This is a genomic window from Sphaerisporangium sp. NPDC051017, assembly GCF_040683095.1.
Classification (GTDB): domain Bacteria; phylum Actinomycetota; class Actinomycetes; order Streptosporangiales; family Streptosporangiaceae; genus Sphaerisporangium.
The window spans coordinates 61547-85125 of the sequence record NZ_JBFBCI010000028.1; the positions used below are offsets into that span (position 1 = coordinate 61547).

The following is a 23579-nucleotide window of genomic DNA, read 5'->3' on the forward strand; positions in this document are numbered from 1 at the left end:
CATGACCGAAGCTGACATCTCGGGTGCCGTTTGGCGCAAGAGCAGTCTGACTGGTAGCGAGAACAACTGTGTCGAAGTCGCGTTCCTCAACGACGACACCGTGGCAGTCCGCAATTCCAAACGCCCCGAGGCCGGGTGACGATGTTCTCCCCCAATGAATGGAAAGCCTTCATCGGAGGGGTCAAGCAGGACGAGTTCGACATCGTCTGAGTCTGTCACCGCGTGCCCGATGCCGGCACGCTGACCAGCGGTCGGGTAGAGGCGGAAGTTGTACCGAAGGTATTCGATTCCTTTGGGTACCCCGAAGGACGTGACCTGCTGTGGACTCGTGCCGATACCGTCATCTGGCTGGATTACTCCAGGGATGCCGCCCGCCGTGCGGAAATCTCACGGCGGGCCCACGAGTCGCGTGGTCGTTCACCAGCAACTTGCGATGATCCGCCGACCCGTCATGACTACCGACGGTAGTATCAGCATGACGCTACGCTGTGGCGTGTCGTAAGTGGTTCCGCAATTTGCGCGCCGCTAGCCCGCTATGTCGCAACCATCCGGCTTTGGCAGCGAACAGTCCCCACAGAGGAGCCACGAGGAGGCGCGGGATGTCCGCGCTGGATCTGCCGCACGCCGTATGGCGGAAAAGCTCTCGTAGCGGAAATGGTCAAGACTGCGTCGAGGTGGCGGAAATGAGGGGCGGCGTTCGCGCCGTGCGGGACAGCAAGAACCCGAACGGCCCGACTCTGACGTTTCCCAGCGACGAATGGCATGCCTTTGTCGCCGGGGTTAAGCTGCAGCGGCGCCAAGGGGACCCTGGCATCGGACCGAGCGAATGACTGTTCGAGAACTCCACGACCACCCGTGCCGCCCCATTGACATCGCCTGCTTCACTGGTGAGCCCGCCACCGCGAACCCCGCACCGTCCTCGTCTGCCACGCCTGACGGATCGAACAGCACAACCATCTCGACTCCGCCGGGTAAACGCCGATCCGCCTTGGCGGCGGACCAGCTTTCCTGCCCCCGCTAGGCAGGACAGTCGGCTTCACCACCGGCCTGAAGTGAAGGCCGGAGCACTGCGGACGAACCCGATAGCGGCAGGTCAGGCGGCGAACAGGAGGAGTAGGCCGCCTACCGTGTAGGTCACCATCAGGACGAGTAGCGGGATCTGGCCCATCACCGCGGTGCGGCGGGGGAACAGGGCGAGGGCGCGGTCGTGGGCGAGGACGGTGCCGATCACGTGGCCGACGACGATCACCGTCACCTGGAGCATGGCGATCCCGGCCGGGCTGGTGCCCACGGCGCTGACCTCCCACCCGGCCGTGCCGAACCAGTTCGTCCCGATGACCAGCGGGTCGGACAGCAGGGCGAGGGTCCGCTGACCTTCGAGCAGCAGCAGCGTGAAGTAGTGGGCGATCAGATACCCGACGGCGATCGGCACGATCGAGTGGGCCAGCTCCCCCGCCATCGTCCCGCGCTCCACACCTCCCCAGCGGCTCGCCAGTGCGGTCGCTCCCAGGTACGCCGCGAGTACCAGGCCGATGACGGCGACGAGCCCCGCCGTCCCGGTCACAACCGGCGGTAGCGGGCTCTCCTGCACGAAACGCACCCAGAACGGGGCGTTCGAGAGGCTGTCGTACATGGTGGAGCCGAGCAGCACCACGACGAGCGTCGCCAGCCCGCGCGCCGGCTCCAGCCCGGCCATGCCATCCAGTGAGTTACGCCAGGTCAGAGCGCCGTCGGGACGCCTGCCCACAGGGGCGAGCCTGCCGATGAGGGCGCTGTGGACCTCGAACGCGTCCCCCTTGTCGAACCACCCGGACCCGAACACCACCGCGCCCGCGAGCATGGCCACGGCGTACACGGCGAGCCACGCGCCGATGACGGGCAGCGTGGCACGCTCGGGGGCGACGAGTTCCAGCCACACGAACGCGAACAGCCCGGCCACGGCGGGCCAGTACCCGAGCCGTTCCGGGAGCGGACGCAGTCCCTGGCGATGGTCTCGTCCAAGGGCGGCGCACGCGAGCCGGTGCAGGGTGCGCAGCGGGTTCAGCGTCCGCCAGACCGGGCCGAACAGCAGTGACAGCGGGACCAGGCCCACCCAGAACAGGACGTAGACGACGCCCGCCGTCGGGTTGGCGACCCGGTCGGGGCCGAAGAGCAGGCCCAGGCAGAAGTACGCGGCGGCGAGCAGCCCCGCGACCCGCCAGAACCACCGCCAGGCCGGGCCGGACACCACGCCCTGGACCAGCGCGGACACCGGGCGCGCGTACCGCAGGTCGCCCCCGAGCCGGGGCTCGGTCCACAGCGTGCCGAGCGCCGCGAACGACGCCAGCAGCGCGACGATCGCCCCGGCCATCGCAGCCGAGAACGGGATCGGCAGGTCCTGACGGCCTCCGATGCCGTGCGCCAGGAACGTCTGGGCGGCCTGCTCCGGGAACACCTCCGCGGACCTATCGGACGAGGAGTTGGAAGAGCTGCAGCTCCTGCTCGTGCGTCTCCGCCTCGAACAGCCCGCTCTGGTCGGCGACGAACTCGATCGTCGCGGGGGTCCCGGGTTTGAGGTCCGTCCCCTTGTCGTAGCCATGGACGTGCGCGAAGTCGGCCACGTCGCTGGTCACCGTGATCCGCACCGTCTGTCCCTTGGTCACGTCGACGCGCCCCGGCGGCGGCGTCACCTTGCGCGCGGCGATGGTGACGGTGATCTCCTTGACGCCCGTGGGAGCCGGGGTGGCGGCGCCCGAGGAGCCGCAGGCCGCGACGCCCGTCAGCACGGCGAGGCCGAGCAGCGGGACGAGGACCAGCCGGCGCACGAGACCGGCGGACGGACGGCGGGCGGCCGGGGTCCGCGGGGGCACACCGAGGGCGGCGGCGCGCATGGGAAGGCGGAGGGGGGATCTCACTGTGGTGCTCCTGAACATGCGGGACGCGGGGGTCAGCGCCGCTTGGCGGACTTGGCCTTCGGCGCGGGGCGGGCGGCGGGCCCGCGCCGAGCCGAGGGAGGCGTGTTCTTGCGGTTCTGACCACCGCTCGGGTTCTTCCGGTTCTGACCGCCGCGGGTGTCTTTCCGGTTCTGGCCGCCGCGGGCCGTGGCGCCGCCGGGAGCCGGCCGCCGGGCGGCGCGTACCACCATGACACCCACTCCGACGACGAGGAGCGCGGGCAGCAGCCACACCAGCAGGTCCACGCCGCCGTCCTGCGACGAGGCGGCCGACGAGGCGGCCTCGGCGGACGGAGCCTGGGACGCGTCGCCGGGCGTGCAGCCGGTCTCGGGCATGGTCCTCGGCGTGCACGAGGTCTGCGGGGTCGGGCCCGCCGCCGCCACGGGGGACGGCATGTCGCTCGGGGTCTCGCCCACCTGCGGCGCGCTGGTGCGGCCGGCGGCGGCCTCGAAGGCAGGGTCGGGCGAGTTGGTGGGGGTCCGCCATCCCTTGGGGGCTTCGGTGGTCTTGCCGTTGTAGGTGAACTTGACCTCTCCGCGCACCTCCTCCCCGTCTGAGGCGATCGTCCGGTACGTCGCGACGTACACGCCCTTGTCGGGCCAGTACGCCACGGGGAGCTTCGCCGGGAAACCCTCGTGGTAGAGCTTCGGCTCCCACGTGCCGTTGATCAGGTGGTACTCGCGGACCGGCTCGTCGAGGCGCTTGGGCGGGCCCTGCGCCCACGGCTTGTCGACGCGGACGCCGCTCGGCGCCTTGACCGTGAAGTACGCGTACGAGATCGGCGCCTCGGTGAAGTACAGCTCGACGGCCTCGATGGGCGACGAGATCGTGCCGTCGTTGGCCGGGTTCGACATCGCGAGCTGGCCGTGGGCCGAGGCGGGCGGGGTCACGGCGGTCAGGGCGAGCCCACCGACCAGGGCGAGCATGACCACACGGGCCGTCCACCGCGCCGTCGCCGCCCAGGCACGCGCCGGACGGGCGGCCCTGAAGGTGAACCCGGTGAACCGGGTGAACCGGGTGAACCGGGCGGGCAGGGCGGGAAAAAGACCTGAAATACCCCGAAAACGCCGGTCGGCGGACGACGACGTCTCCCACTGCTTTTCTTCCACCGGTACTCCGCTCATCCGCGCCGCGCTACCTAGAAAGACGACGGGCGAGATCTCACGCCGGAGCCGGAACGGCAGGACGCGGGGACGGGAACGCGAGAACGAACGCAGGGCCGATCCTTTCAAGTACCGGACACGTGCGCCGAACACGTCTAATTCGAGAGCCACAAATCGGGAGTGACGAGCCATCGCGCCGCCAGGTGCCGACCGGCATACGCAATGGTCATCGCGCCACATTGTGGCCACGCGCCCGCATGACCGTCAAGGGCGCGCCCGGGCGGCCACCATCCCGCCGGGAGCCCGGCCGCCCATCGGGGAACCGGCCGACGGTCGGTCACTCACCGGTCGGAAGGCCGGCCGCCCGGCCGTCACTCGCCGTCGGAGGGCCGCCGCCGGGCCGTCACACTCGCGTCCGCCGGGGCCAGCGTCCACGCGGTCACTCGCCATCCGGCGGAGCCTGTGTCCGCGTGGTCAGTCGCCGTCCGGTGGGGTCTGCGTCCGCGTGGGATCGGACGCGGTTTCCGTCCGTACGGGCCCAGGCTTCGCCGATCCGCGACCGCGCAGAAGCATCGCGACGATGACGACCATGAGGAGTGCCAGCGCCGCCCAGATCCATACCGGGAAACCTCCGCCCGACGCGGCCTCGCCGGAGGAGGGCGCGGTGGCCCCGGGCGCGGTCGCTCCCTGCTCGGAGCTGGACGGGGCGGCGGGGGCCGGGGCCGTGACGCCCGGCGCGTTCACCGTGAACGGGATCTCCCCCTCCACCGGGTGCCCGTCGGAGGACACGACCCGCCACGCGATGACATAACTCCCGGACGGAAGCGGCCCGGCGACCTTCTCGATGACCTTCGGGCCTTCGGCGGTCGGCGGACCGGACTCGAAACGGCGGCCGGCGGCGTCGTGGAGCACGACCGCGGGGAAGCTGACGCGCGCGCTGAACTCCAGCTCGATCTGGTCGAGGCTGGTGACGACGGCGTCCTTGGCCGGGGAACTGCGTTTCAGGCTGTCGTGCGCCAGCGCGACGGGGGCGGCGAGCCCGAGAAAAGTCGAGGAAAGGCAGAGCACCAGCAGCGCTCGTACGAAGGACGGTTTCACGGAAGGAACTCCAGGCGGGGGTCACGGAGGCCGCGCGCGAGCCGCGTGCCGGGTCCTGCGAGTGGCGGCGGGACGGCAGACGGCGGTGGGAACGCGGCCGACGGTACCCGGGAGGCGGAGGTGCCGGATGTGTCGAACCACCAGTGCAGGAGGAGTTGGGCGGTGAGCAGCCATGCGACCACGGCGGCGGGCGGGCGTTCGCGGCGGGCGAGGAGCGTGGTCACGGTCATGACGGCCGGCGCCCCGGACGGCAGCACCCACGGCGCCGGGCCCGTACCGCCCGCGAACCGGTGTGCCCCGGCGGCAAGCCCCAGGCAGACGACGGTGAAGACCGCCGACCGCGCGAGCCTGAACGGCAGGGTGGCGTGCATGACGCGACGAATCGTCTCATACCTCTCTGTCCCTCGGCCAAGCGCTATGACGCCCGCCCGGCCCCCGTCCAAGCGCCGCACGGTGAACGCCGGAACGGCGGCGTTCCTGCTCATCGGCGCGGCGCCGGGATACCGCCGGATTCTCACCAAGGCGGGTCGCATGGGTGAGAGAAGCCCCGCGAGGGCCTCCGGAGAAAGCCGACAAGAGGGGCATTGACGAAGATTTATTACATGTTATCTATGGGACAGGTCAGGAAATTTCCGCAATGGCTGCACCACCAAACCGGGGGACCGTAAGAGCTCACCCTAGGAGGACGCGCATGGCGCGCAGCCGACCCACCGATCCCGTCGATCTACTCGGACCCGTCCAGGGCGAAGTCTCCTGGTTCTGCTGCGGCGCGGCCTGGGGGCCGTGCGGCACCGTGGGCAAGGGCGCCTGCGGCACCTGCAACTCGGGCAGCCTTCAGCACGCCTGGCCCAACACCTCCGACGCCTGCTGGGCGATCACGCGCCCGGACAGCTGCGGCGTCACCCTCTCGCGCCGGACCTGCGGTTTCGCCCACCGCACGACGGCGCTGTGCGGCGGCGCCAGCGTCGTCACCACCATCGCCGACTGCGGCCCGCAGACCGACCTGTTCTGCGGCGAGCGCAGCTGCTGCGGCGCGACCTGCGCGAGCAACCGGCTCATCGACCTGACCCCAGCCGCCTACAGCCAGATCGCGAGCCTGTCGTCGGGCCTGCGACCGTGCGAGATCTCGGCCTAGGAGGAGGCGGACATGACGGCCTGCGGTTCGTGGTGTACGCGACCCGCGAGGGGTCGGCGGTGTTCGCGGCGCCGCTCGGAGGCGCGGACCCGGCGGACGTCCGCGTCGCCCTCGTCGGCGAACCCGCGCTCGCCTGAACGCACTCCCCTGAAGTTGCTACGGTAGCGGGCATGGACGGCGCCACCACCATGCCCGCCCGGCTGGCATGGCTGGACGCGCTGCGCGGCGTCGGCGCCGTCGCGGTGCTGGCCGAGCACCTGCTGCCCTGGGTCGTGCCCTCCCTGCGCCCGTACTGGTTCAACCTCGGCCTGTACGGCGTGCTGGTGTTCTTCCTGGTCAGCGGCTACATCATCCCCACGTCACTGGAGCGGCGCGGCGATGTGCGGGCGTTCTGGATCGGCCGGGGGTTCCGCCTCTACCCGCTCTACCTGGCGGTGATCGGCCTGGCCCTGGCCATGAGCCCGTGGCTCGGGGTCCGCAAGACCGTGCCGCGCGACGCGTCCGGGGTGGCCGCGCACGCGACGATGCTGCTCGACGTGGTCGGGGTCGGCGGGGTCGCGGACACGATGTGGACGCTGTCGTACGAGATGGTGTTCTACCTGCTGGTCACCGCGCTGTTCACGACGGGGACGCACCGGCGCAGCGGCGTGCCGGCGGTGGCGTTCGGCGTCGCCGCGGTCGCCGAGGGGCTGCTGCTGGCCGCGGCCCCGCTGACCGGCGTGTGGCCGGCCCTGGTGTCGTGCGCGGTGTTCCTCGTCGGCTTGGCCTGCGTGGTCGCGAACCGATTCCGTACGACGGCCGCGTGCGCGCTCGGGTTCATGGCGGTCGCGCTGCTGCTGTCGAGCAGCAGGACGCCGTGGTTCGGCGCGGCCATCCTCGCGGTGATGTTCACCGGGACGGCGATCCACCGGTGGGAGCAGGGCACGGGAGGGCTCTGGCCGGTGGCGGTCACGGCCGGGCTCGTGGCGGTCTCCCCGATATGGGCGATCCAGGCGGGCTGGTGGTGGGTTCAGCCGCGGGTGTGGCTGACCACGGTGGCGATGGCGGGGGTGACGTTCGCGGGCGCGATGGCTCTGCGGCGGCGCCGCCTGCCGCGCGCCCTGCTCTGGCTCGGGCTGATCAGCTACTCGCTCTACCTGGTGCACCATCCGCTGCTGAAGCTCGGCACGAAGATCACCGGCGATCTGCGCTGGTCGCCGCTGTCGGTGCAGATCCCGGTGGCCGTGACGTTCGTGGCGCTGATCCTCGCGGCGAGCTGGGTGACGTACCGGTTCATCGAGAAGCCCATGCAGAACCTCGGACGCCGCCTGTCCGCGCAGCGCGCCCCCGCCGCGCCGTCCGCCGGCTCGCTCGTCGGCAAGTGACGCTCACGCGCAGCCCGGAGGCGCCGCCCGTGCGCCCCGCAATGCCGGATCACCGGTACGGAACGTACGCACGCGCCAGTACTGGTTCAATGATCGTGATGACCACGCACCTCTGGCACGGCACCGAGGGTGCGACGGCTACGGGAGCGGGGAGCGGCGGCTGTGCGGGTGCGATGGCGGGATCGTCTGCGGTACTGGTTCGACGGCACGATGGACCGCGGGACGCCCGCGCTCATCGGATGGCTGGCCCTGGCCTCCGTCGCGCTCATCCTGGTGATCACCTCGCTGGTCATCGCCCTCACCAACAAAGAGGACGAGCTGAGCTGGGGCGAGGTCACGTGGATGAGCCTGATGCGGGCCATCGACCCCGGCACCGTGGCCGGCGACACCGGGCGGCCGCTGTTCCTGGGGCTCATGCTCGCCGCGACCATCGGCGGCATCTTCATCGTCAGCTCGCTCATCGGTGTGCTGACCGCCGGCCTGGAGAACCGCATCGCCCAGCTCCGCAAGGGCCGCTCGCGGCTCATCGAGAGCGGGCACACGGTCGTCCTCGGCTGGTCGGAACAGATCTTCACCGTCGTCGAGGAGCTGGTCAAGGCCAACCACGGGCAGCGGCGCTCCTGCGTGGTCGTCCTGGCCGACCGCGACAAGGCGGACATGGACGATGAGATCCGCTCACGGCTGGGCGAGACCGGCCGTACGCGGGTCATCTGCCGGTCGGGCAGCCCTCTGAAGCGGGCCGACCTGGAGCTGGTGAGCCCGGACACCGCCAAGGCGATCCTGGTGCTCCCGCCCCCGAGCCCGGACGCCGACATCGAGGTCATCAAAGCGTTGCTGCTGCTCAACAACCGCGTCTGGCGCGGCGCCCGCCCGCACGTGGTGACGGCCGTGCAGAACTCCGAGAACCTCGCCGCGGCCCGGACCGCGGGCGGCGAGTCCGCCCTGGTCGTGGACGCCGACGACATCGCGGTGCGTCTGGTCGTCCAGTCGCACCGGCAGGCCGGGCTGTCCACGGTCTGCACCGACCTGCTGGACTTCGCCGGGAACGAGTTCTACATCCGCCCCGAGCCCGCGCTGGTCGGCTCGACGTACGGGCAGGCGCTGCACTCGTACGCGCGCGGCGTCCCGGTCGGGCTGCACAGGAGCGACGGCACGGTGGTCGTCAACCCGCCGATGGAGACCTCGATCGGCGCCCGCGACAGCTTGATCGTGCTGGCCGAGGACGACCTGCTGATCCGGCTGGCCGACTCCCCTCCCCCGGTGGACGAGACGGCGATCGTCTCGGCCCCTGACCAGCGGCCGATGCCCGACTGCACGCTGCTGATCGGCTGGAACACCCGCGCGACGAAGATCCTCGACCTGCTGGACCGGCTGGTCGAGCCGGGCTCGGTGGTGGACATCGCCGCGTCGCGCCGGCCCGAGGAGGTCCTCGCCACCGCCCGCCACAACCTGACCGTCGGGTACAAGCACTGCGAGCCCACCCGCAGGACGTCCCTGGAGTCGCTGGACCTCGGCGGGTACAAGCACATCATCGTGCTGGCGGACGACGGCGCGGGGTCCGGGCAGGCCGACGACCGCACGCTGCTGACGCTGCTGCACCTGCGCGACATCGAGGTGAAGCTCGGCGACCCGTACTCGATCGTCACCGAGATCAACGACGACGACAACCGCGAGGTCTTCCAGGTCACCAAGGCCGACGACTTCATCGTCAGCACCAAGCTGATCAGCCTGCTGCTCACCCAGCTCGCCGAGAACCGCCACCTCCAGGGCGTGTTCGGGCAGCTCTTCGATCCGGTGGGCTCCGAGATATACCTCAGGCCCGCCTCCGACTACCTCACCCCGGGGGCGAGCGCGGACTTCGCGACCGTGATCGAGGCGGCCCGGCGGCGCGGTCAGACCGCCATCGGCTACCGCACCAAGTACGACAGCGACCAGGCCCCGTCGTACGGCGTCGTCCTCAACCCGCCGCGGACCGAACCCCTGTCCCTGGGCGCGGACGACAACGTGATCGTCCTCGCCGAGGGGTAAGCAGAAGGGCCCCGGCGCGCCGCGGCAACGCCAGGGCCCTCGGTTCAGGGCGTCAGGAAGGGATCACGGCTTGGCGCCGGGCACCCTCCCCAGCGGGGCCTTGTCCGCCTCCGGAGCACCGCTGCGGTCGTCCAGGCTGACGATGAGCCAGCCCTTCACCGGAGTGGACGCCAGCCGCGCCGGGTCGGCGGTGAGCTGGAGTGTGCTGGACGCGCCCGGCTCCAGCGGCACGTACGCCCCCGTCGAGACGGGCGGGGCGAAGGCGTCGAACGCCGCCGACTCGGTGTCGTCCACCAGCCCCTCGGGCACCTTGGAGAAGGCGCTGACCGAGTAGGTGAAGCGGGAGGCGCCCTCGGCCAGCCCCACCTGGGAGGCGAGGACCGGCATCAGCAGCGCGCCGCCGTTCATCGGGGCCGTGGCGACCCACGTGTCCACCAGCGACCCGTCGGCCTTGAAGACGAACGTGGCGAAGCGGCCGTCGGAGGAGCCCGCGGTCACCAGGCCGTAGTCCGCGCCGACCAGCACGTAGTCGGCCGTCCCGTCCCCGGTGGTGTCGAGCGGGATGTCGAACTCGTTGGCCGAGGCGTTGGACCAGCGGCCGGAGGTGTTGACCGCGAAGATCAGCGTCCGGTCGGTGTCGGCGCCGCCGAGCACCGAACCGGGCAGCGCCTGCACGCCCGCCGCGCGGACGTCCATCGAGTCCTCGGCCCCGCGCACGTCGCCGGAGTCGGTGATGCCCCAGGCGTAGACGTCGGCGGCGCCGGGGTGCGCCCCCTTGTTCCGCACCTGGACGGACGTCGTCGCCGCGCCACCGGTCACGGTGTACTTGGACGGCTGGGAGGCGGTCACCTCGGACTGGGCGTCCGGGACGAGCAGGAACGCGGCCCGCAGCGGGTACACGCCCTCGGCGGCCGTGCGCGGCGTCGCGGTGACCGCGCCCTGGATGTGGACGACCGACCCGAAGTTGGACGTCTCGGCGGCGGGCAGCGCGGCCACGGCCTGCGCGGTGAGCGACAGCGTGACCCGCACGTCGCGGCTGCTCTCGCGGCCCACGGTGACAGACGCCGGGGAGACCGCGACCTGCGCGCCGTACGACTGGCCGGTGAACGCGGCGGCCAGGTCGTAGGTGACCGGCGTCTTACCGGTGTTGTGGATGGTGAACGTCTCGGTCTGCCGGTACGCGCCGGTCAGGGACTGGAGCCCGAACGACAGGTTGCCCCCGCCGTGCCCGGTCTCGCCGAGGACGGTCGCGGCGACCGCCCGGCGGGCGGCGACCACGCCGGAGCCGGCGACCCTGGCCGTGTAGCCGGCGATCTTGGTGGACGCGTCGGCGGTGCTGACGATGGCGGCCTTGATCTGGGCGGGCCTCCAGCGCGGGTGCGCCTGCTTCACGAGCGCGGCGACACCGGCGGTCATCGGGGAGGCCATCGAGGTGCCGGAGATGGTCGCCGGGCCCGAACCGGTGCCGACGCCCGTCGAGACGACGGACACGCCGGGCGCGGTCACGTCGGGCTTCAGCGCGCTCGCGCCGTTGCCGGGACCGCCGGAGGAGAACGAGGCGAGCTTGGCGTAGCCGGGGTTCGGGACTGCCGTCCCGGTCAGCGCGGCGCTCTTGCCGTCCAGCGCGGTGGCCGCCGCGCCGTCGGTGCTCCGGATGCCGAGGAACGGGATGGTGACCGTGTACTGCTCGCCGGTGTCGGGGTCGGAGGTGATCGCGCCCTCGATCGGCGGGAACGCCGAGTCGGTATTGATCATCGCGACCGCGGCGGCGCCGGCCTTCTGCCCGAGGACCGCGCGCTTCACCCGGGCGCACACGCCGCGCAGCGTGACCACGAGCCTGCCCGTGACGCCGCCCGGGTAGGCGGTGTAGTCGGCCAGGTCACAGCCCAGCGACACCGGCCCGGACGGGTAGCTCGTACGCAGCACCGCGATCGGCGGCGCCCCGGAGGGCAGGGCCGCCTCGTTGGAGTTCTGCGCGATGAGCTCCGCGCCGTTCGCCGAGATCTTCGCCGCGGGCAGCGTGGCGCGGGCGGCGTCCAGGGCGGCCACCGAGATGGCGGTCGGGGCGACGGCCGGGGCGCCCGTGATGTAGGCGTTCGGCCCGGAGTTGCCCGCCGAGGCGACCACGGTCACGCCCGCGCGGGTCAGCGTCCGCACGGCCTGCGCGCTGGGCTCGTCGGTGCGTCCGAAGGGCGAGCCGAGCGACATGTTGACGACGTTCGCGCCGTCCTTGAGCGCCCGCTCCATGGCGGAGACGATGACGTCCTCGCTCGCCGAGCCCTCGCAGCCGAACACGCGGTAGGCCAGGATCGACGCCTTCGGCGCCACGCCCGGCCCGACCTTGAAGGACTTGGTGTGCGTGGTGGAGTCGTACGGGCCGGCGTAGGTCTTGCCGCTCGCGTCCACGCCGAAGCCGGCCGCGCTGCCCGCCACGTGGGAGCCGTGGCCGTTGCAGTCCAGCGGGTCGGGGTCGGGCTTCGGCACCGAGGTCGGAACGTTGGAGTCGTAGTCGTCGCCGACGAAGTCGTACCCGCCGATCACCTTCGCCGTCGGGAAGGTGCCCGGCTCGAGGACCGTGCCGTCGTTGCGCTCGAAGTCGGCCGGGTCGCCCGAGCCGCCGAAGTTCGCGTGGGTGTAGTCCACGCCGGTGTCGATGACGGCGACCTTGACGCCCTCGCCGGTCTTGCCGAGGTCCTGCCACACCTGCGGGGCGCCGATGTAGGGCACGCCGGAGGCGTTGTCACGGCTGAAGGTCCGCACCGGGTGCACCGAGACGACCTTGGGGGTCTCCTCGATGGCGGCCAGGCTGCGCGCCGGGATCGTGGCGGCGATGCCGTTGAAGCTGTCGGTGTAGGTCGCGAGGACCTTCCCGCCCTCGTCCTTCACCTTCTGCTCGACGCTCTGCCGCTCGTCGCGCAGCGCGGATCGCAGGGCCGGCTTGTCGACGGACGTGCCCGCGTCCTCGGCGTTGGCCGCCGCGTCGCCGACCGGCGTGCCGGTGACCTGGATGAGCACCTTGAGGGAGCGGGCGGTGTCCAGGACGGCGGGCTTGAAGCCGGTGTAGCTGTACGCGCCGGGCAGGTGCTGGAAGGCGGGTGGGCGGGCGGGTTCCGCGTTCGCCGTGGACGGGATCACCGCCGACGGGACGGCGACGCTCGCTGATGCGAGTATCGCGCCGAAGAGCAGGCGCCTCTTCACTGATCACCTCATAGGGGGTGGTGGGACATACGTGATCAGAGCGTCGCGTCACCGACGAAGCCGTTCGGCGCCACTTTGATAACAAATAGGGCACAAGGTCAGTAAGTGTCGGAGTTGCCGGACACCGACGGTCAATTCCGGTCGCTTAGCCGGACACTGCGGTCAATCCGGGCGCGCCGGCCCCGGGCGCGTCCCGAGACGGCCGGGTCGCCGCACGGCCCGCGCGGTGACCCGGCGCCGTCGGTGCGGCCTGGGCCCCAGGCGGACGGCTGCGCGGCGCGCCGCGCTTCCTGCGGCAGGGTCTCCGCCATCGACGTGGTCGCCGACTCCGGCACACTGGAACACATGGACGTCACGTTCTTCGGCGCGTGATTCCGCCCGGATGCCCCCGGACCGTATCATTGGGCACCTCTGATCTCGCTGCGATTCATCGGGTCCATATAAAGGGGTGGGCGGTGTCCGATGCTCACCTTCCCGGTCCGGACGAACCCTCGCAGATCGGCGGTTACCGGCTGATCCGCCGCCTCGGCGGCGGCGGGCAGGGCAACGTCTACCTCGGCCGGTCCCCGTCGGGCGACGACGTCGCCGTCAAAGTGCTGCACGCCTGGATGTCCGACGACGCCGACGCGCACAGGCGCTTCATGCGCGAGGTCGACGTCGCGCGCCGCGTGGCCCCGTTCTGCACGGCGAAGGTGCTCGACATGGGCATCCAGGGCGACCGCCCGTACATCGTCAGTGAGTACGTCCCCGGCACCTCGCTGGAGCAGCTCGTCCGGACGGCCGGGCCCCGCGCGGGCAGCGGCCTGGAGCGGCTCGCGGTCTCGACGATGAGCGCGCTCGCCGCGATCCACCGCGCGGGCATCGTCCACCGCGACTTCAAACCGAGCAACATCATCCTCGGCCCCGAGGGCCCGGTGGTGATCGACTTCGGCATCTCGCGAGCCCTGGACACCAGCGTGACCCGCACCGGCTCGATCGGCACCCCGCCGTACATGGCGCCCGAGCAGTTCACCCACGAGCACACGGCCGGGCAGAGCGCGGACGTGTTCAGCTGGGCGTGCACGATGGTCTACGCGGCGACGGGCCACCGCGCGTTCCCGGGCGAGACGGTCCCGGCCGTCGTGAACGCGATCCTGTCCCAGGAGCCGGACCTTTCGGGCGTGCCACCGATGCTCAGGTCGCTGCTCGCGGCGTGCCTGGCCAAGAACCCGGACCAGCGCCCGGCCAGCGCCGAGGTGCTGCGCGTCCTGACCGGCGAGAGCCCCGCGCCCTCCCCTGCGTCCTCCTCTGCATCCCCGGAGTCCCCGGAGTCCCCGGTGTCCCCGCCGTGGCCGGCGCCCACCCTGCCCATGCCGCCGGCGGGATCGGCGGCGGGTGGCTGGGGCACGGAACCGGTCACGGACCCCTCCCCCGGTGCTCGCGCCGGCATGGAATCGCCCCAGGGCACCCGACCGGCCGCGGAACCGCCCCACGGCACCGTACCGGTCACGGAACCGTCCTACGGCACCCAGCCGGGCGCGGAACGGCCCCAGGGCCCGGCGCCGGTCACACGTCCCTCCCCGGGGCCGGTCACGCATCCCTCGCCGGGTCCCGCGCCGGAGCCCGCGACCCAGCCCGGGACGCCGGAGCGCCGTGGCCCGATCCCGCGCCGGGCGCTGCTGTCCGCCGGGGCGGGCCTGGCCGTGCTCGGGGCGGCGGCCCTGACCCTGCCCTCCCTCTTACGGGAACGAGACAACGCCAGTGGCCCTGCCGCCGAGTCCACGGTGACCCCGTCCGGCCGGTCACCCGCGACGACCGGGCCCGCGACGAGCGCCCCCGCGACCGGCCCCGCACAGACCCCCCTCTTCGGCGCTCCCCTGTACAAAGAGATCACCGAGCACAGCAACGACATCCGCTCGATCGCCGTCGGCACGCTGAACGGCGCCCCCGTCGCGATCTCCGGCGGCGACGACAAGACCGTACGCGTCTTCGGCCTCGCCGACGGCGGGCAGATCGGCGCCCCCTACACCCAGCACACCGGATGGGTCCGGGCGGTCGCGTTCACCGACCTGGACGGCGCGCCGGTCGCGGTCACCGGCAGCGACGACGACACCGTCCGCGTCTGGGACCTGACCACCAGGAAGGCGGTCGGCTCGCCGTTCCTCGGGCACACCGGCGATGTCAAGGCGGTCGCCGTCGGACGGCTGGACAACCGGCCCATCGCGATCAGCGGCGGGGCCGACCTCACCGTCCGCGTCTGGGATCTGGCCACGGGCAAGGAGGTCCGCCCGGCCTTGCGGGGCCACACCGGGACGATCTGGTCGATCGCGTACGGCGAAGTGGACTCCAAGCCGGTGGCCGTCACGGTCGGCGACGACAAGACCGTCCGCGTCTGGGACCTGTCCCGGGGCGCTGAAATCGGCAAGCCGCTCACCGGGCACGGCGACTCGGTCCGGGCGGTCACGTTCGGCCGGCTGGACGGCACGGCCGTCGCCGTCACCGGGAGCATGGACAAGACCGTGCGCGTGTGGGACCTCGACAAGATGGAGCCGCGCGGCGACCCGCTCACCGGGCACGAGGGGCCGGTGTGGGCGGTCGCCTTCGACGAGGTGGACGGCGTGCCGATCGCCGTCACCGGCGGCGACGACAACACCGTCCGCGTCTGGGACCTGCGCGCGGGCAAACCCCTCGGCAAGCCGCTCACCGGGCACCGCGACCGCGTGTGGACGGTCGTGACGGCCCGCGTGGACGGCCTCCCGGTCGCCGTCAGCGGCAGCCGCGACGAGACCATCCGAGTCTGGAGCCTCGCCCCGCCACTACCGGCCTCCTGACGAACGCTCACCAGCGCCGTCAGGACTGTTCGGTTTCCAGCACGTCCTTGTCGGTCACGCCGGCCGAGTCGAAGGTGGCCACGTCGCGCAGCGCCCGCGCGGCGCTCTGGACGAGCGGCAGCGCCAGGACCGCGCCGGTGCCCTCGCCGAGTCGCAGGTCGAGGTCGATCAGCGGGCGCAGCCCGAGGTGCCGCAGCGTGGCGGTGTGCCCGGGCTCCTGGGACCGGTGCCCGGCCAGGCATCCCGCGATCGAGTCCGGCGCCAGCGCGGCCGCGACCAGCGCCGACGCGCCGACGATCACCCCGTCCAGGACGACCGGCAGCCGCGCCGCCGCGGCGCCGAGGATGAAGCCGGCGATCGCGCCGTGCTCGAACCCGCCGACCGCGGCCAGCACGCCGAGCGGGTCGGCCGGATCGGGCCGGTGCAGGGCCAGCGCGCGGCCGATCACGTCCACCTTGTGCGCCAGCGTCGCGTCGTCGATGCCGGTGCCGCGCCCGGTGACCTCCTCCGGGCCCAGCCCGGTGAACACCGAGATCAGCGCGGCCGAGGCGGTGGTGTTGGCGATGCCCATGTCACCGGCGACCAGGCAGCGGGCGCCGGACGCGGCGAGCTCCCCGGCGACCCTGATGCCCGTCTCGACGGCCTGGCGGGCCTGCTCGGAGGTCATCGCCGGGCCCCGCGTCATGTCCGCGGTGCCGGGCGCGACCTTGTACGGCAGCAGCCCCGGCACGGCCTCGAGGTCGGCGGCCACGCCGATGTCCACGACCGTCACCCGTGCGCCGACCCGCGCGGCGAACGCGTTGACGACCGCGCCGCCGGCCAGGAAGTTGTACACCATCTGCGCCGTGACCTCCTGCGGCCACGGCGTCACTCCCTGGGCGTGCACGCCGTGGTCGGCGGCGAAGACCGCGACCGCGGCGGGCTCGGGCGGCTCGGGCGGGCACGCGCCCGCGAGCCCGGCGAGCTTCACCGAGACGTCCTCCAGGACGCCGAGCGAGCCGCGCGGCTTGGTCATGCGGTCCTGCCGGGCGCGGGCCTCGGCCATCGCGGACTCGTCGAGCGGCCGGATGGCGGCGATCGTTTCCTCTAGCGTGCTCACAGGCTCCTCCTCGGGGTGGTCCACCAAGCCTGCCACCCCGCGGGCCCACGCGGACGCCGGCGGAACTCGACGGCCTCCTCCTGCCGACCCTCACCACGTTCGCCGTCGCCGCGCCGGCGCTCGTCGTGCACCGGTTCCGCCGGCCGGCCCTTCGCTGACCAGCGCGCATACCCGGCGGACGTGTGCCAGGGACCCCCGGGTGTGATCGGGATCTCCCTTCCCGATTTGCCCGCGCGGGTCTCGCCGTCCCCGATGGTGATCCAGAATCGTGTGGATCATGTGCCTCACGGGGAGCGGTGTCGGTGTCACCACACGAGCGTGTTCGTTCCGTCCTGGAGACCCAGCTTGTGCAGCGGGCGGTCATCCTGGTCATCGTCGTCAACGCCGTCACGATCGGGTGTGAGACCAGCGTTTACCTGACGGCGCGGATCGGCGGCCTCCTGCACGTCGTGGACCGGATCGCGCTCGGCATCTTCGTCCTCGAACTGGCCGCCCGCCTGTACGCGTACCGGAAGTCGTTCTTCAGGGACCCGTGGAACTGGTTCGACGCCCTGATCGTGACGATCGCGCTCATCCCGGCCTCCGGTCCGACCTCGGTGCTGCGCGCCCTGCGCATCCTGCGCGCCCTGCGCCTGCTGTCGGTGGTCCCGAGCATGCGCCGCGTCGTGAACGCGCTGCTGGCCGCCGTCCCCGGCATGGCGTCGATCATCGGCCTACTCGTCCTGATGATCTACATCGCGGCGGTGATCGCCACCAAGCTCTTCGGCGACATCGCGCCCGAGCGCTTCGACGAGCTGCCCCGGTCGTTGTTCACCCTTTTCCAGATCATGACGGGCGACGACTGGGGCAGCACGGCGCAGACCGTGATGGAACAGAAGCCCTGGGCGTGGATCTTCTTCATCGTCTACATCCTGATGTCGACCTTCGTGGCCCTGAACCTGTTCATCGCCGTGGTGGTGAACGCGATGAACGAGGCCGAGCCCTCCCCCGCCGAGACGGCGACCCAGGCCGAGCTCCAGCGCCTCAGGCAGGATCTGGCCTCCGTGAACGCCAAACTCGACCAGCTCCTGACCCAGAGGAACGGCCACCAGCCCCGCTCACGCACTCCCGTGTGACCTCCCGGGCTCCGCGGTCACCCGGCGAGCGACCCGGCACCTAGCCGGCCGCCCCGTCCTTGTCCAGGACGGCGATGCCGTCACCGAGGTGCCGCGAGCCAGTGCCCGGGGCCGTCTAACGCAGCGTCTCCTCCGCGCGCATGCGGAGGGCGGGCAGTTCGTCGCGGGTGGGGAGACCTTCCCAATCTCCGTCGCAGGCCACGCAGGCCGCGCCCAGCAGGGTCGCTCGTTCGAGCCGGTCGTGCGCGTCGAGCCCGTCGAGCCGTCCGGACAGGTATCCGGCGGTGAACGCATCGCCCGCACCGACGACGTCGACGACCGGCACCGCGACAGCGGGAACGTCCAGCGACGTCCGCGCGTCGTGGTAGCTCGCGCCCGCGGCGCCGCGCTTGATCACCACCTCTTGGACACCGGCGTCCAGGAGGGCGTCCACGCGATCCCGCTCGCCGTCGCCGTCCGCCACGATGGCCAGTTCGTCGTCGGAGGCGATCAGCACGGTGACGTTCGGCAGCAGCGGGCGCAGCGCACGCGCGGCCGCGTCCCGGGTCCAGAGCAGAGAGCGGTGGTTGACGTCGAGGCTGACCCAGGCGCCGGAGTCGCCGGCCTTTTCGGCGGCTGTGGTGACGGCCTGCAGCGGTGCCGGTCCCAGCGCCGCCGTGATGCCGGTCAGGTGCAGGCCGCCGAAGCCGTGATCGGCGGCGGGGCGGACGTCGTCCCAGGTGAGGGTCGAGCCGGCCGAGCGCCTGCGGTAGTAGTGCACCCGCGCGCGGCCACCGGGCGCCACGTCGCGCAGCAGGAGGCCGGTCGGTGCGTCCGCGCGCCGGATGACCGCGTCGGTCAGGACGCCTTCGGCTCGAAGGGTGCGTCGAACGAGTTCGCCCGGTTCGTCGTCTCCCACCGCCCCGGCCCAGCGTGCCGCATGCCCGAGGCGGGCCAAGGCGATGGCGACGTTGGACTCCGCGCCGGCGATGGAGATCCGGGATGCGCCGCCGAGGCGGAGCGGGCCGGCGCAGCGTACGGTGGCCATCGCCTCGCCGACGGTCAGGATCTCGGCTCTCACCGCGGGCCGACCAGGTCCAGCGCGGTTCTGACGCGACGGCGCAACTCGCTCAGGTCGCCGCCGTTCGCGGCGTCACCGAGCAGCGGCGACCCGAGACCGACGGCTATGGCACCGGCTTCCAGATATTCCTGGACGCTGTCGAGGCCGACCCCGCCGACCGGCACGAACGGCACGGCGGGGAACGGGTCGCGGAGCGCACGCAGGTAGGGGACGCCTCCGGCGGAGGCGGGAAAGAGCTTCACGGCGGCGGCGCCCTGCTCGACCGCGGCGATGACCTCGGTGGGAGTGAGCGCCCCGGCGAGCACGGGCAGGCCGAGACGGATCGCCTCGGTCACGCCGGCTCCCAGCCCGGGCGTGACGATGAACGTCGCGCCCGCATCCCTGGCCGCCGTGGCGTCCCGCGCGGTCAGGACCGTACCGGCTCCGAGGTGGACGCCAGGGCCCCCCGCGCCGGTTCCCAGCGCGGCGGCGGCCTTCCGGACGACCGTCAGGGCGTCGGCGCCGCTGAGCGAGACCTCCATCATGGTCACGCCCTCTTCCGCGAGCACCTCGATGGCGCGCAGCGCCGCATCGGGATCGCTTCCTCTCACGATGGCCAGCAGCCGCCGCGACCGGAGAAGATCGAGCAGGGGGGTCGTGGGATGTGGTCGCACAGCGGTCACCATTCTGCGAAGGAATGGTCGGAATAGCGCCATACCGGGGAGCGCCAGTGGTGGCCCTTCCGGTCGGCCTCACGCACTCTGGCCTCGTCGATCTGGATGCCCAGGCCAGGGGCTGTGGGCCGAGAGAGCCGACCGTCGGTGCTGGCGAGCACGGGCCCACCGCGGTAGAAGCCGCCCTTGGTCATGACCTGCCAGTGGTCTTCGATGCGCAACGGGTCGGCGCCGACGAGGAGTTCGGTGAGCTCGTTGACGGCCGCCCTGACCGATCCGGCACGCCCTTCGACGACCGGTTCGCCCCAGCCGACGTGTCCCTCGTCGGTCTCGACGCGGCAGAACAGCCATCGTGGCGGGACCAGAAAGGTTTCGACGCGCGTTATCTTCACATGTCTCCCTGAATTGGTGGGCGGCTGTCAGGTTCACTTCCAGCTGCCGGTTCCACGACGCCACGCTCAGGTCGTGCGCGGGCCGCACGTCCACGACGTAGGCGTTGCCGACCAGATGCCGGACCGGGCCAGAGCAATGCAAGAGTGCAGGTCGTGGCTTCCTCGACACGCTCGTCCAGTGAGTCACGTCGGCCGTCCCAGGCGGCCCAACGGCTTGCGCCCTCAAGGATCGTCATGGCGAACTTGACCGCTCGGGCCGGCGATTCGTGCCCCATGTCCGCGGCGGCGGCACGATAGAGGGCCTCATAGAGATCGACCCAGGCGTCGGCCTCCTCCCTCAGGCTCGACGGGAGAAAGCGGGCCATCCGATCCGTTGCCACGAGGAGATCCCAGAGATTGCTCTCAGGGAGTGTGAGCTGTCTGATCACGTGGACCCGTACCATCCGTCGCCAGGCCTCACGAGGATCGGTCACCTCCTTGACCTCCTCGACGATGGCCATGCCGAAGCGGTAGAAGTGCCAGCGGAGAGACTCGGCGACGATCTCGTCACGCCCATCCGGAAAGTGCGCGTACAGGCTCGGGGCCTTGACCTTTACCTCTCGTGCGATCATTCGCATCGACACCGAGTTGAAGCCGTGTTCGATGGCGAGCCGGAGGAACGCCTGGAGGATGCCGCGACGCGATGGCGTCTGGTTCGACCAATCGAGCTTAAGCAGGTGTCCCTCGAAATCCTCAAAGGCGTGCCGCCACTCCTGAGTCAAGTCATCCTCCGTCCGTCGACCCTCACGAGCACCTCGCCTGCGTTGGCACTCGAAAACGGAGTGGAGGACGCGACACCCCATATCTCCGGCCGGGCCTCCGCCGTGCCCCTACTGACTACCTTACGTCCGTTAGGCATACAGGGGAGCCCGACGCTCTGTTGCCGGCGCCTGTTTCGGAACCGGCAGAGCTACTAGGGCGTGTTGCTGAAGTGGTGAGGGTGACCCGTGGGCGAGTCTTGTCGGGTAGCTCGCAGTGAGATCTCGGATGAGGCGTGGGTTGTGATCGGCCCGTTGTTCCCGATGCCCAATGCGACGGGTCGGCCGCCGGTGGAGCGTCGCGCGGAGGTCGAGGCGACCGCCTGGCGGTATGGAACCGGTGCGCCGTGGCGTGAGGTTCCGGAGCGGTTCGGGAATTGGCACGCACTTGGCATTCTGGGGTCAGCGCGTCTCCGCCGTGATGGGCGTCGCGGGGGTGAGAGCCGGCCCTGACTTCCGCGTCCGCCACCAGACGATCGCGGTGATGACGATCACGGCGATCGTGGGGACGAGCAGATACGGTGAGCCCGCACCGGCCGAGCGGTCCTGCAGTACAGCGCCGAGATCCACTCGCAGGTACGGAGCCACGATGAGGGACGACGTGTTGAGGATGGCGTGGAGCACGACCGCGACCTCGATGCCGCCCGTGCGCCAGGTGATGATGGCCAGCCCCGTCCAGAGCACGAAGTACCACGCGATGATGTACGGATCGGTCGAGCCGTGGGCGGCCGTGAACAGCACGCTGGTGATCAGGATTCCGGCGATCAATCCGGCCTTCGGCCCGCGGAACCAGCTTCCGATCACACGGAAGATCAGTCCGCGCACGCCGTACTCCTCGCCCGCTGCCTGAAGCGGCGTCAGCAGGAGCGTGGCGAGGAAGAACGCGATGAGGTCGGCCCGCGACCACGCCCCCTCCTGCTGCGGCGCGATGGCGCCCAGCACATTCACGACCAGCCACGCGGGGCCGAACACGAGGAGCGCCTTGCCGAACAGGTCGAACCGGAATCGCGCCGTCACCGAGTGCAGTGAGGCTCCGGGCACGCCGTAGAGCCATCGCTGGATGAGCATGCTCCACGGCACCAGGAGGGCGAGCGAGATCATCGAACCGGCGTGAAAGAGCGGCGTGTAGTCGGTGCCGCCCAGGATCGGAGGAGTGTGGCCCATCTGCACGTCGATGGGCGCGAGAGCACGACCGATGACCGTGGGGAAGATGACGAAACCCGCCGCAAGGAGCACGATTGCGAGGATGCCGCGACCGATCCGGCGCTTGTCGCCAGCGAGGACACGGTGGTACTCGACGCCGGCCGGGACCATTGGCGGGTTCTTGGCCTCGCCCGGGCTGAGCAGCCAGTTCTGCGTGGTCGTCATTGTCATGGGTTCCTCCATTGGTGGTGTGGTCAGTTCCCCGCCCTGTCCAGCAGGGGGTTGTAGCGCAGCCGCAGCGAGCGCTCCACGCTGGCCGGCACCGCCGCAAGACCGAGGGCGATGTTGAGCCAGAGCGGCAGGTGGACGGGCGACTCGAAGATCCCGGCCCTCTCCGCGATCGGGGGGATCCGCGAAAGCGGTTCGGCGATCTGCAGCAGGTTCAGCCCTACGCCCACCACGAGCGTCAGCACCGAGAACACACCGATCGAGCGGCTCAGCGCGGGGTGCTCGCCATCGAGGCGGGCGCGGCGCCCCTCGGCGGACTTCGGATCGGGAGTCAGCTGGTGCTCCGCACCCGCACGTGTGACGTAGTGACAGCGGCGGATCCCGTAGGCGCTCATCGCGACCTCGATGGCACCGCCCTCGACGGGGAACATCGCCGGGAGCTTGGATTCGAAGCGGTGCGCGCCGTCCACGTAGAGGTGCACCCTGACCTTCTCCCTGTCCATGTTGGCTCCGTGCCGGACGTCGACGGCGTACTCCGTCTGGCGATCACCACCCGAAGACACCGAGAGCCAGAACAGTGCGCGGACTGGGAGCTGCCACCAACGGAAAGGCTGCAATGCCCGCCCATCCCCGTCCTTGATGCGCGTGGACGCCCGCCACCGCCGCCAGCCGTCGATCACGTTTCCCTCCCTACGCCGACTCTCGCAGCACTATTACAGTGTGTTAGTCGTAACGCTAGCACGGCGTGTTAGTAGGATCGAATGGTGGCGCAGGACGAAGATCACATCAGCTCGCGAGAGAAGGTCATCGCCGCCGCGGCGGCGATGCTCGCCGAGGACGCCGGTGCAACGCTGAGCGTCCGGGCCGTAGCGGCACGGGCCGGAGTCAGCACCGGCTCACTCAGATTCCATTTCCCCACCCAGCGCGAGCTCCAGGACACCGTGCTCGCGAGGATCTACGGCCACTTCTTCCCGGACGACCCGATCCACGACCGTTCCCTGCCCCCCCGAGACCGGCTGGTGAACTGTCTTCGTCAGGTACTCGCCCCGGCCGGCGTGGGACAGCAGGCGCGAGAGGGGTGGAGCCAGGTGTACCAGACCTATCTCGCCGCGGAGCCCACCGAGGATGCGCGCGCCGCGTACCTCGCGATAGCACGGGAAGGGCGGCGCCGTATCGAGCACTGGCTCGCAGTGCTCGCCGACGACGGCGCCCTACCCCGAGACGACCATTCACGGCACGTGAGACTCCTGCTCACCGTGCTGGACGGCCTCTCCGTCGCGCGTGCTCTCCCTGCCGAGGAGTCGATCCTGAAGTCCGAGACCGAGACCCTGTACCTGGCGGTCGATTGCGTCCTCGGCACTGCGCAGACCAGGTGAGCCCGCCGATCCACCGCCCTTTCAGCGCGCTCACGGATCGGCGCTCC

21 protein-coding genes and 2 pseudogenes are annotated in these 23579 nt (G+C 71.2%); 10 read left to right on the forward strand and 13 right to left on the reverse strand.

Annotated features, from left to right (window positions below):
* Position 1 precedes the first annotated feature (1 nt).
* Both AB0M95_RS22405 and AB0M95_RS22410 read left to right on the forward strand, forming a co-directional pair.
* Positions 2-139, forward strand: coding sequence for a DUF397 domain-containing protein (locus AB0M95_RS22405; protein WP_363767701.1), 138 nt, complete (start codon positions 2-4; stop codon positions 137-139).
* A 460-nt stretch (positions 140-599) separates the two neighbouring features.
* Positions 600-830, forward strand: a complete 231-nt coding sequence (locus tag AB0M95_RS22410) for a DUF397 domain-containing protein (RefSeq protein WP_363767704.1) — start codon at positions 600-602, stop codon at positions 828-830.
* 263 nt (positions 831-1093) lie between these two features.
* Here AB0M95_RS22410 and AB0M95_RS22415 read toward each other — a convergent pair whose 3' ends face one another.
* The 5 genes from AB0M95_RS22415 to AB0M95_RS22435 form a co-directional block, all read right to left on the reverse strand.
* Entirely contained in the window at positions 1094-2434 is a 1341-nt protein-coding gene (locus AB0M95_RS22415) for a hypothetical protein (RefSeq protein WP_363767707.1), read from the reverse strand.
* A gap of 10 nt (positions 2435-2444) precedes the next feature.
* The gene (locus AB0M95_RS22420; RefSeq protein ID WP_363767709.1) at positions 2445-2894 is read right to left on the reverse strand and encodes a hypothetical protein; all 450 of its coding nucleotides are present in this window, start codon (positions 2892-2894) and stop codon (positions 2445-2447) included.
* 32 nt (positions 2895-2926) lie between these two features.
* Positions 2927-4042 (reverse strand): copper resistance protein CopC, encoded by a 1116-nt coding sequence (locus AB0M95_RS22425; RefSeq protein ID WP_363767712.1) that lies wholly within the window; start codon positions 4040-4042, stop codon positions 2927-2929.
* Between the two features lie 468 nt (positions 4043-4510).
* Positions 4511-5134: a copper resistance protein CopC gene (locus AB0M95_RS22430; RefSeq protein ID WP_363767715.1), complete on the reverse strand. Its 624-nt coding sequence runs from the start codon at positions 5132-5134 to the stop codon at positions 4511-4513.
* The gene (locus AB0M95_RS22435) at positions 5131-5505 is read right to left on the reverse strand and encodes a hypothetical protein (RefSeq protein WP_363767718.1); all 375 of its coding nucleotides are present in this window, start codon (positions 5503-5505) and stop codon (positions 5131-5133) included. Before AB0M95_RS22435 ends, AB0M95_RS22430 begins: the two co-directional genes overlap by 4 nt.
* Before the next feature lie 320 nt (positions 5506-5825).
* On the opposite strand from AB0M95_RS22435, the gene AB0M95_RS22440 reads away from it, so the two are divergent.
* The 3 genes from AB0M95_RS22440 to AB0M95_RS22450 all read left to right on the forward strand — a co-directional run bounded on the left by AB0M95_RS22440 (position 5826) and on the right by AB0M95_RS22450 (position 9661).
* Positions 5826-6269 (forward strand): hypothetical protein, encoded by a 444-nt coding sequence (locus AB0M95_RS22440; protein WP_358512369.1) that lies wholly within the window; start codon positions 5826-5828, stop codon positions 6267-6269.
* A gap of 170 nt (positions 6270-6439) precedes the next feature.
* A complete protein-coding gene (locus AB0M95_RS22445; protein ID WP_363767721.1) occupies positions 6440-7633 on the forward strand; it encodes an acyltransferase in 1194 nt (397 codons plus the stop codon).
* Positions 7634-7795: 162 nt separating this feature from the next.
* Complete coding sequence (locus AB0M95_RS22450) at positions 7796-9661, forward strand: potassium transporter TrkA (RefSeq protein ID WP_363767724.1); 1866 nt, start codon at positions 7796-7798, stop codon at positions 9659-9661.
* A 63-nt stretch (positions 9662-9724) separates the two neighbouring features.
* Here the strand turns inward: AB0M95_RS22450 and AB0M95_RS22455 are convergent, their stop codons facing one another.
* Positions 9725-12859, reverse strand: a complete 3135-nt coding sequence (locus AB0M95_RS22455) for a S8 family serine peptidase (RefSeq protein ID WP_363767727.1) — start codon at positions 12857-12859, stop codon at positions 9725-9727.
* A 243-nt stretch (positions 12860-13102) separates the two neighbouring features.
* Here AB0M95_RS22455 and AB0M95_RS22460 point away from each other — a divergent pair, with 243 nt between their 5' ends.
* Positions 13103-13231 (forward strand): hypothetical protein, encoded by a 129-nt coding sequence (locus tag AB0M95_RS22460; RefSeq protein ID WP_363767730.1) that lies wholly within the window; start codon positions 13103-13105, stop codon positions 13229-13231.
* A gap of 83 nt (positions 13232-13314) precedes the next feature.
* The gene (locus tag AB0M95_RS22465; RefSeq protein ID WP_363767733.1) at positions 13315-15669 is read left to right on the forward strand and encodes a protein kinase; all 2355 of its coding nucleotides are present in this window, start codon (positions 13315-13317) and stop codon (positions 15667-15669) included.
* A gap of 19 nt (positions 15670-15688) precedes the next feature.
* Here the strand turns inward: AB0M95_RS22465 and cobT are convergent.
* Positions 15689-16783: pseudogene (cobT, locus tag AB0M95_RS22470) on the reverse strand (nicotinate-nucleotide--dimethylbenzimidazole phosphoribosyltransferase); the annotation flags it as partial.
* Between the two features lie 287 nt (positions 16784-17070).
* Here cobT and AB0M95_RS22475 point away from each other — a divergent pair.
* Positions 17071-17883, forward strand: coding sequence for an ion transporter (locus AB0M95_RS22475; protein WP_363767736.1), 813 nt, complete (start codon positions 17071-17073; stop codon positions 17881-17883).
* A gap of 115 nt (positions 17884-17998) precedes the next feature.
* On the opposite strand, the gene AB0M95_RS22480 is transcribed toward AB0M95_RS22475, so the two are convergent.
* The 4 genes and pseudogenes from AB0M95_RS22480 to AB0M95_RS22495 form a co-directional block, all read right to left on the reverse strand.
* On the reverse strand, positions 17999-18943 hold the full coding sequence (locus AB0M95_RS22480; protein WP_363767739.1) for a sugar kinase: 945 nt from the start codon (positions 18941-18943) through the stop codon (positions 17999-18001).
* Complete coding sequence (locus tag AB0M95_RS22485) at positions 18940-19596, reverse strand: bifunctional 4-hydroxy-2-oxoglutarate aldolase/2-dehydro-3-deoxy-phosphogluconate aldolase (protein WP_363767742.1); 657 nt, start codon at positions 19594-19596, stop codon at positions 18940-18942. The genes AB0M95_RS22480 and AB0M95_RS22485 overlap by 4 nt, the downstream gene beginning before the upstream one ends.
* A 158-nt stretch (positions 19597-19754) precedes the next feature.
* Positions 19755-19988 (reverse strand): annotated as a pseudogene (locus AB0M95_RS22490) (D-galactonate dehydratase); the annotation flags it as partial.
* Positions 19985-20749: a TetR/AcrR family transcriptional regulator gene (locus AB0M95_RS22495; protein WP_363767745.1), complete on the reverse strand. Its 765-nt coding sequence runs from the start codon at positions 20747-20749 to the stop codon at positions 19985-19987. The gene AB0M95_RS22495 and the pseudogene AB0M95_RS22490, both read right to left, overlap by 4 nt.
* A gap of 225 nt (positions 20750-20974) precedes the next feature.
* Here AB0M95_RS22495 and AB0M95_RS22500 point away from each other — a divergent pair, with 225 nt between their 5' ends.
* Positions 20975-21238 carry a transposase gene (locus tag AB0M95_RS22500; protein WP_363767748.1) on the forward strand — a complete coding sequence of 88 codons (264 nt, stop codon included), beginning with the start codon at positions 20975-20977 and terminating at the stop codon, positions 21236-21238.
* Here AB0M95_RS22500 and AB0M95_RS22505 read toward each other — a convergent pair.
* Together AB0M95_RS22505 and AB0M95_RS22510 are read right to left on the reverse strand one after the other, a co-directional pair.
* Positions 21188-22159: a CPBP family intramembrane glutamic endopeptidase gene (locus AB0M95_RS22505; protein WP_363767751.1), complete on the reverse strand. Its 972-nt coding sequence runs from the start codon at positions 22157-22159 to the stop codon at positions 21188-21190. The two genes, AB0M95_RS22500 and AB0M95_RS22505, sit on opposite strands and share 51 nt — an antisense overlap.
* Before the next feature lie 23 nt (positions 22160-22182).
* Complete coding sequence (locus tag AB0M95_RS22510; protein WP_363767754.1) at positions 22183-22836, reverse strand: hypothetical protein; 654 nt, start codon at positions 22834-22836, stop codon at positions 22183-22185.
* Between the two features lie 81 nt (positions 22837-22917).
* Here AB0M95_RS22510 and AB0M95_RS22515 point away from each other — a divergent pair, with 81 nt between their 5' ends.
* Complete coding sequence (locus AB0M95_RS22515; RefSeq protein WP_363767757.1) at positions 22918-23532, forward strand: TetR/AcrR family transcriptional regulator; 615 nt, start codon at positions 22918-22920, stop codon at positions 23530-23532.
* Positions 23533-23579: the final 47 nt, after the last annotated feature.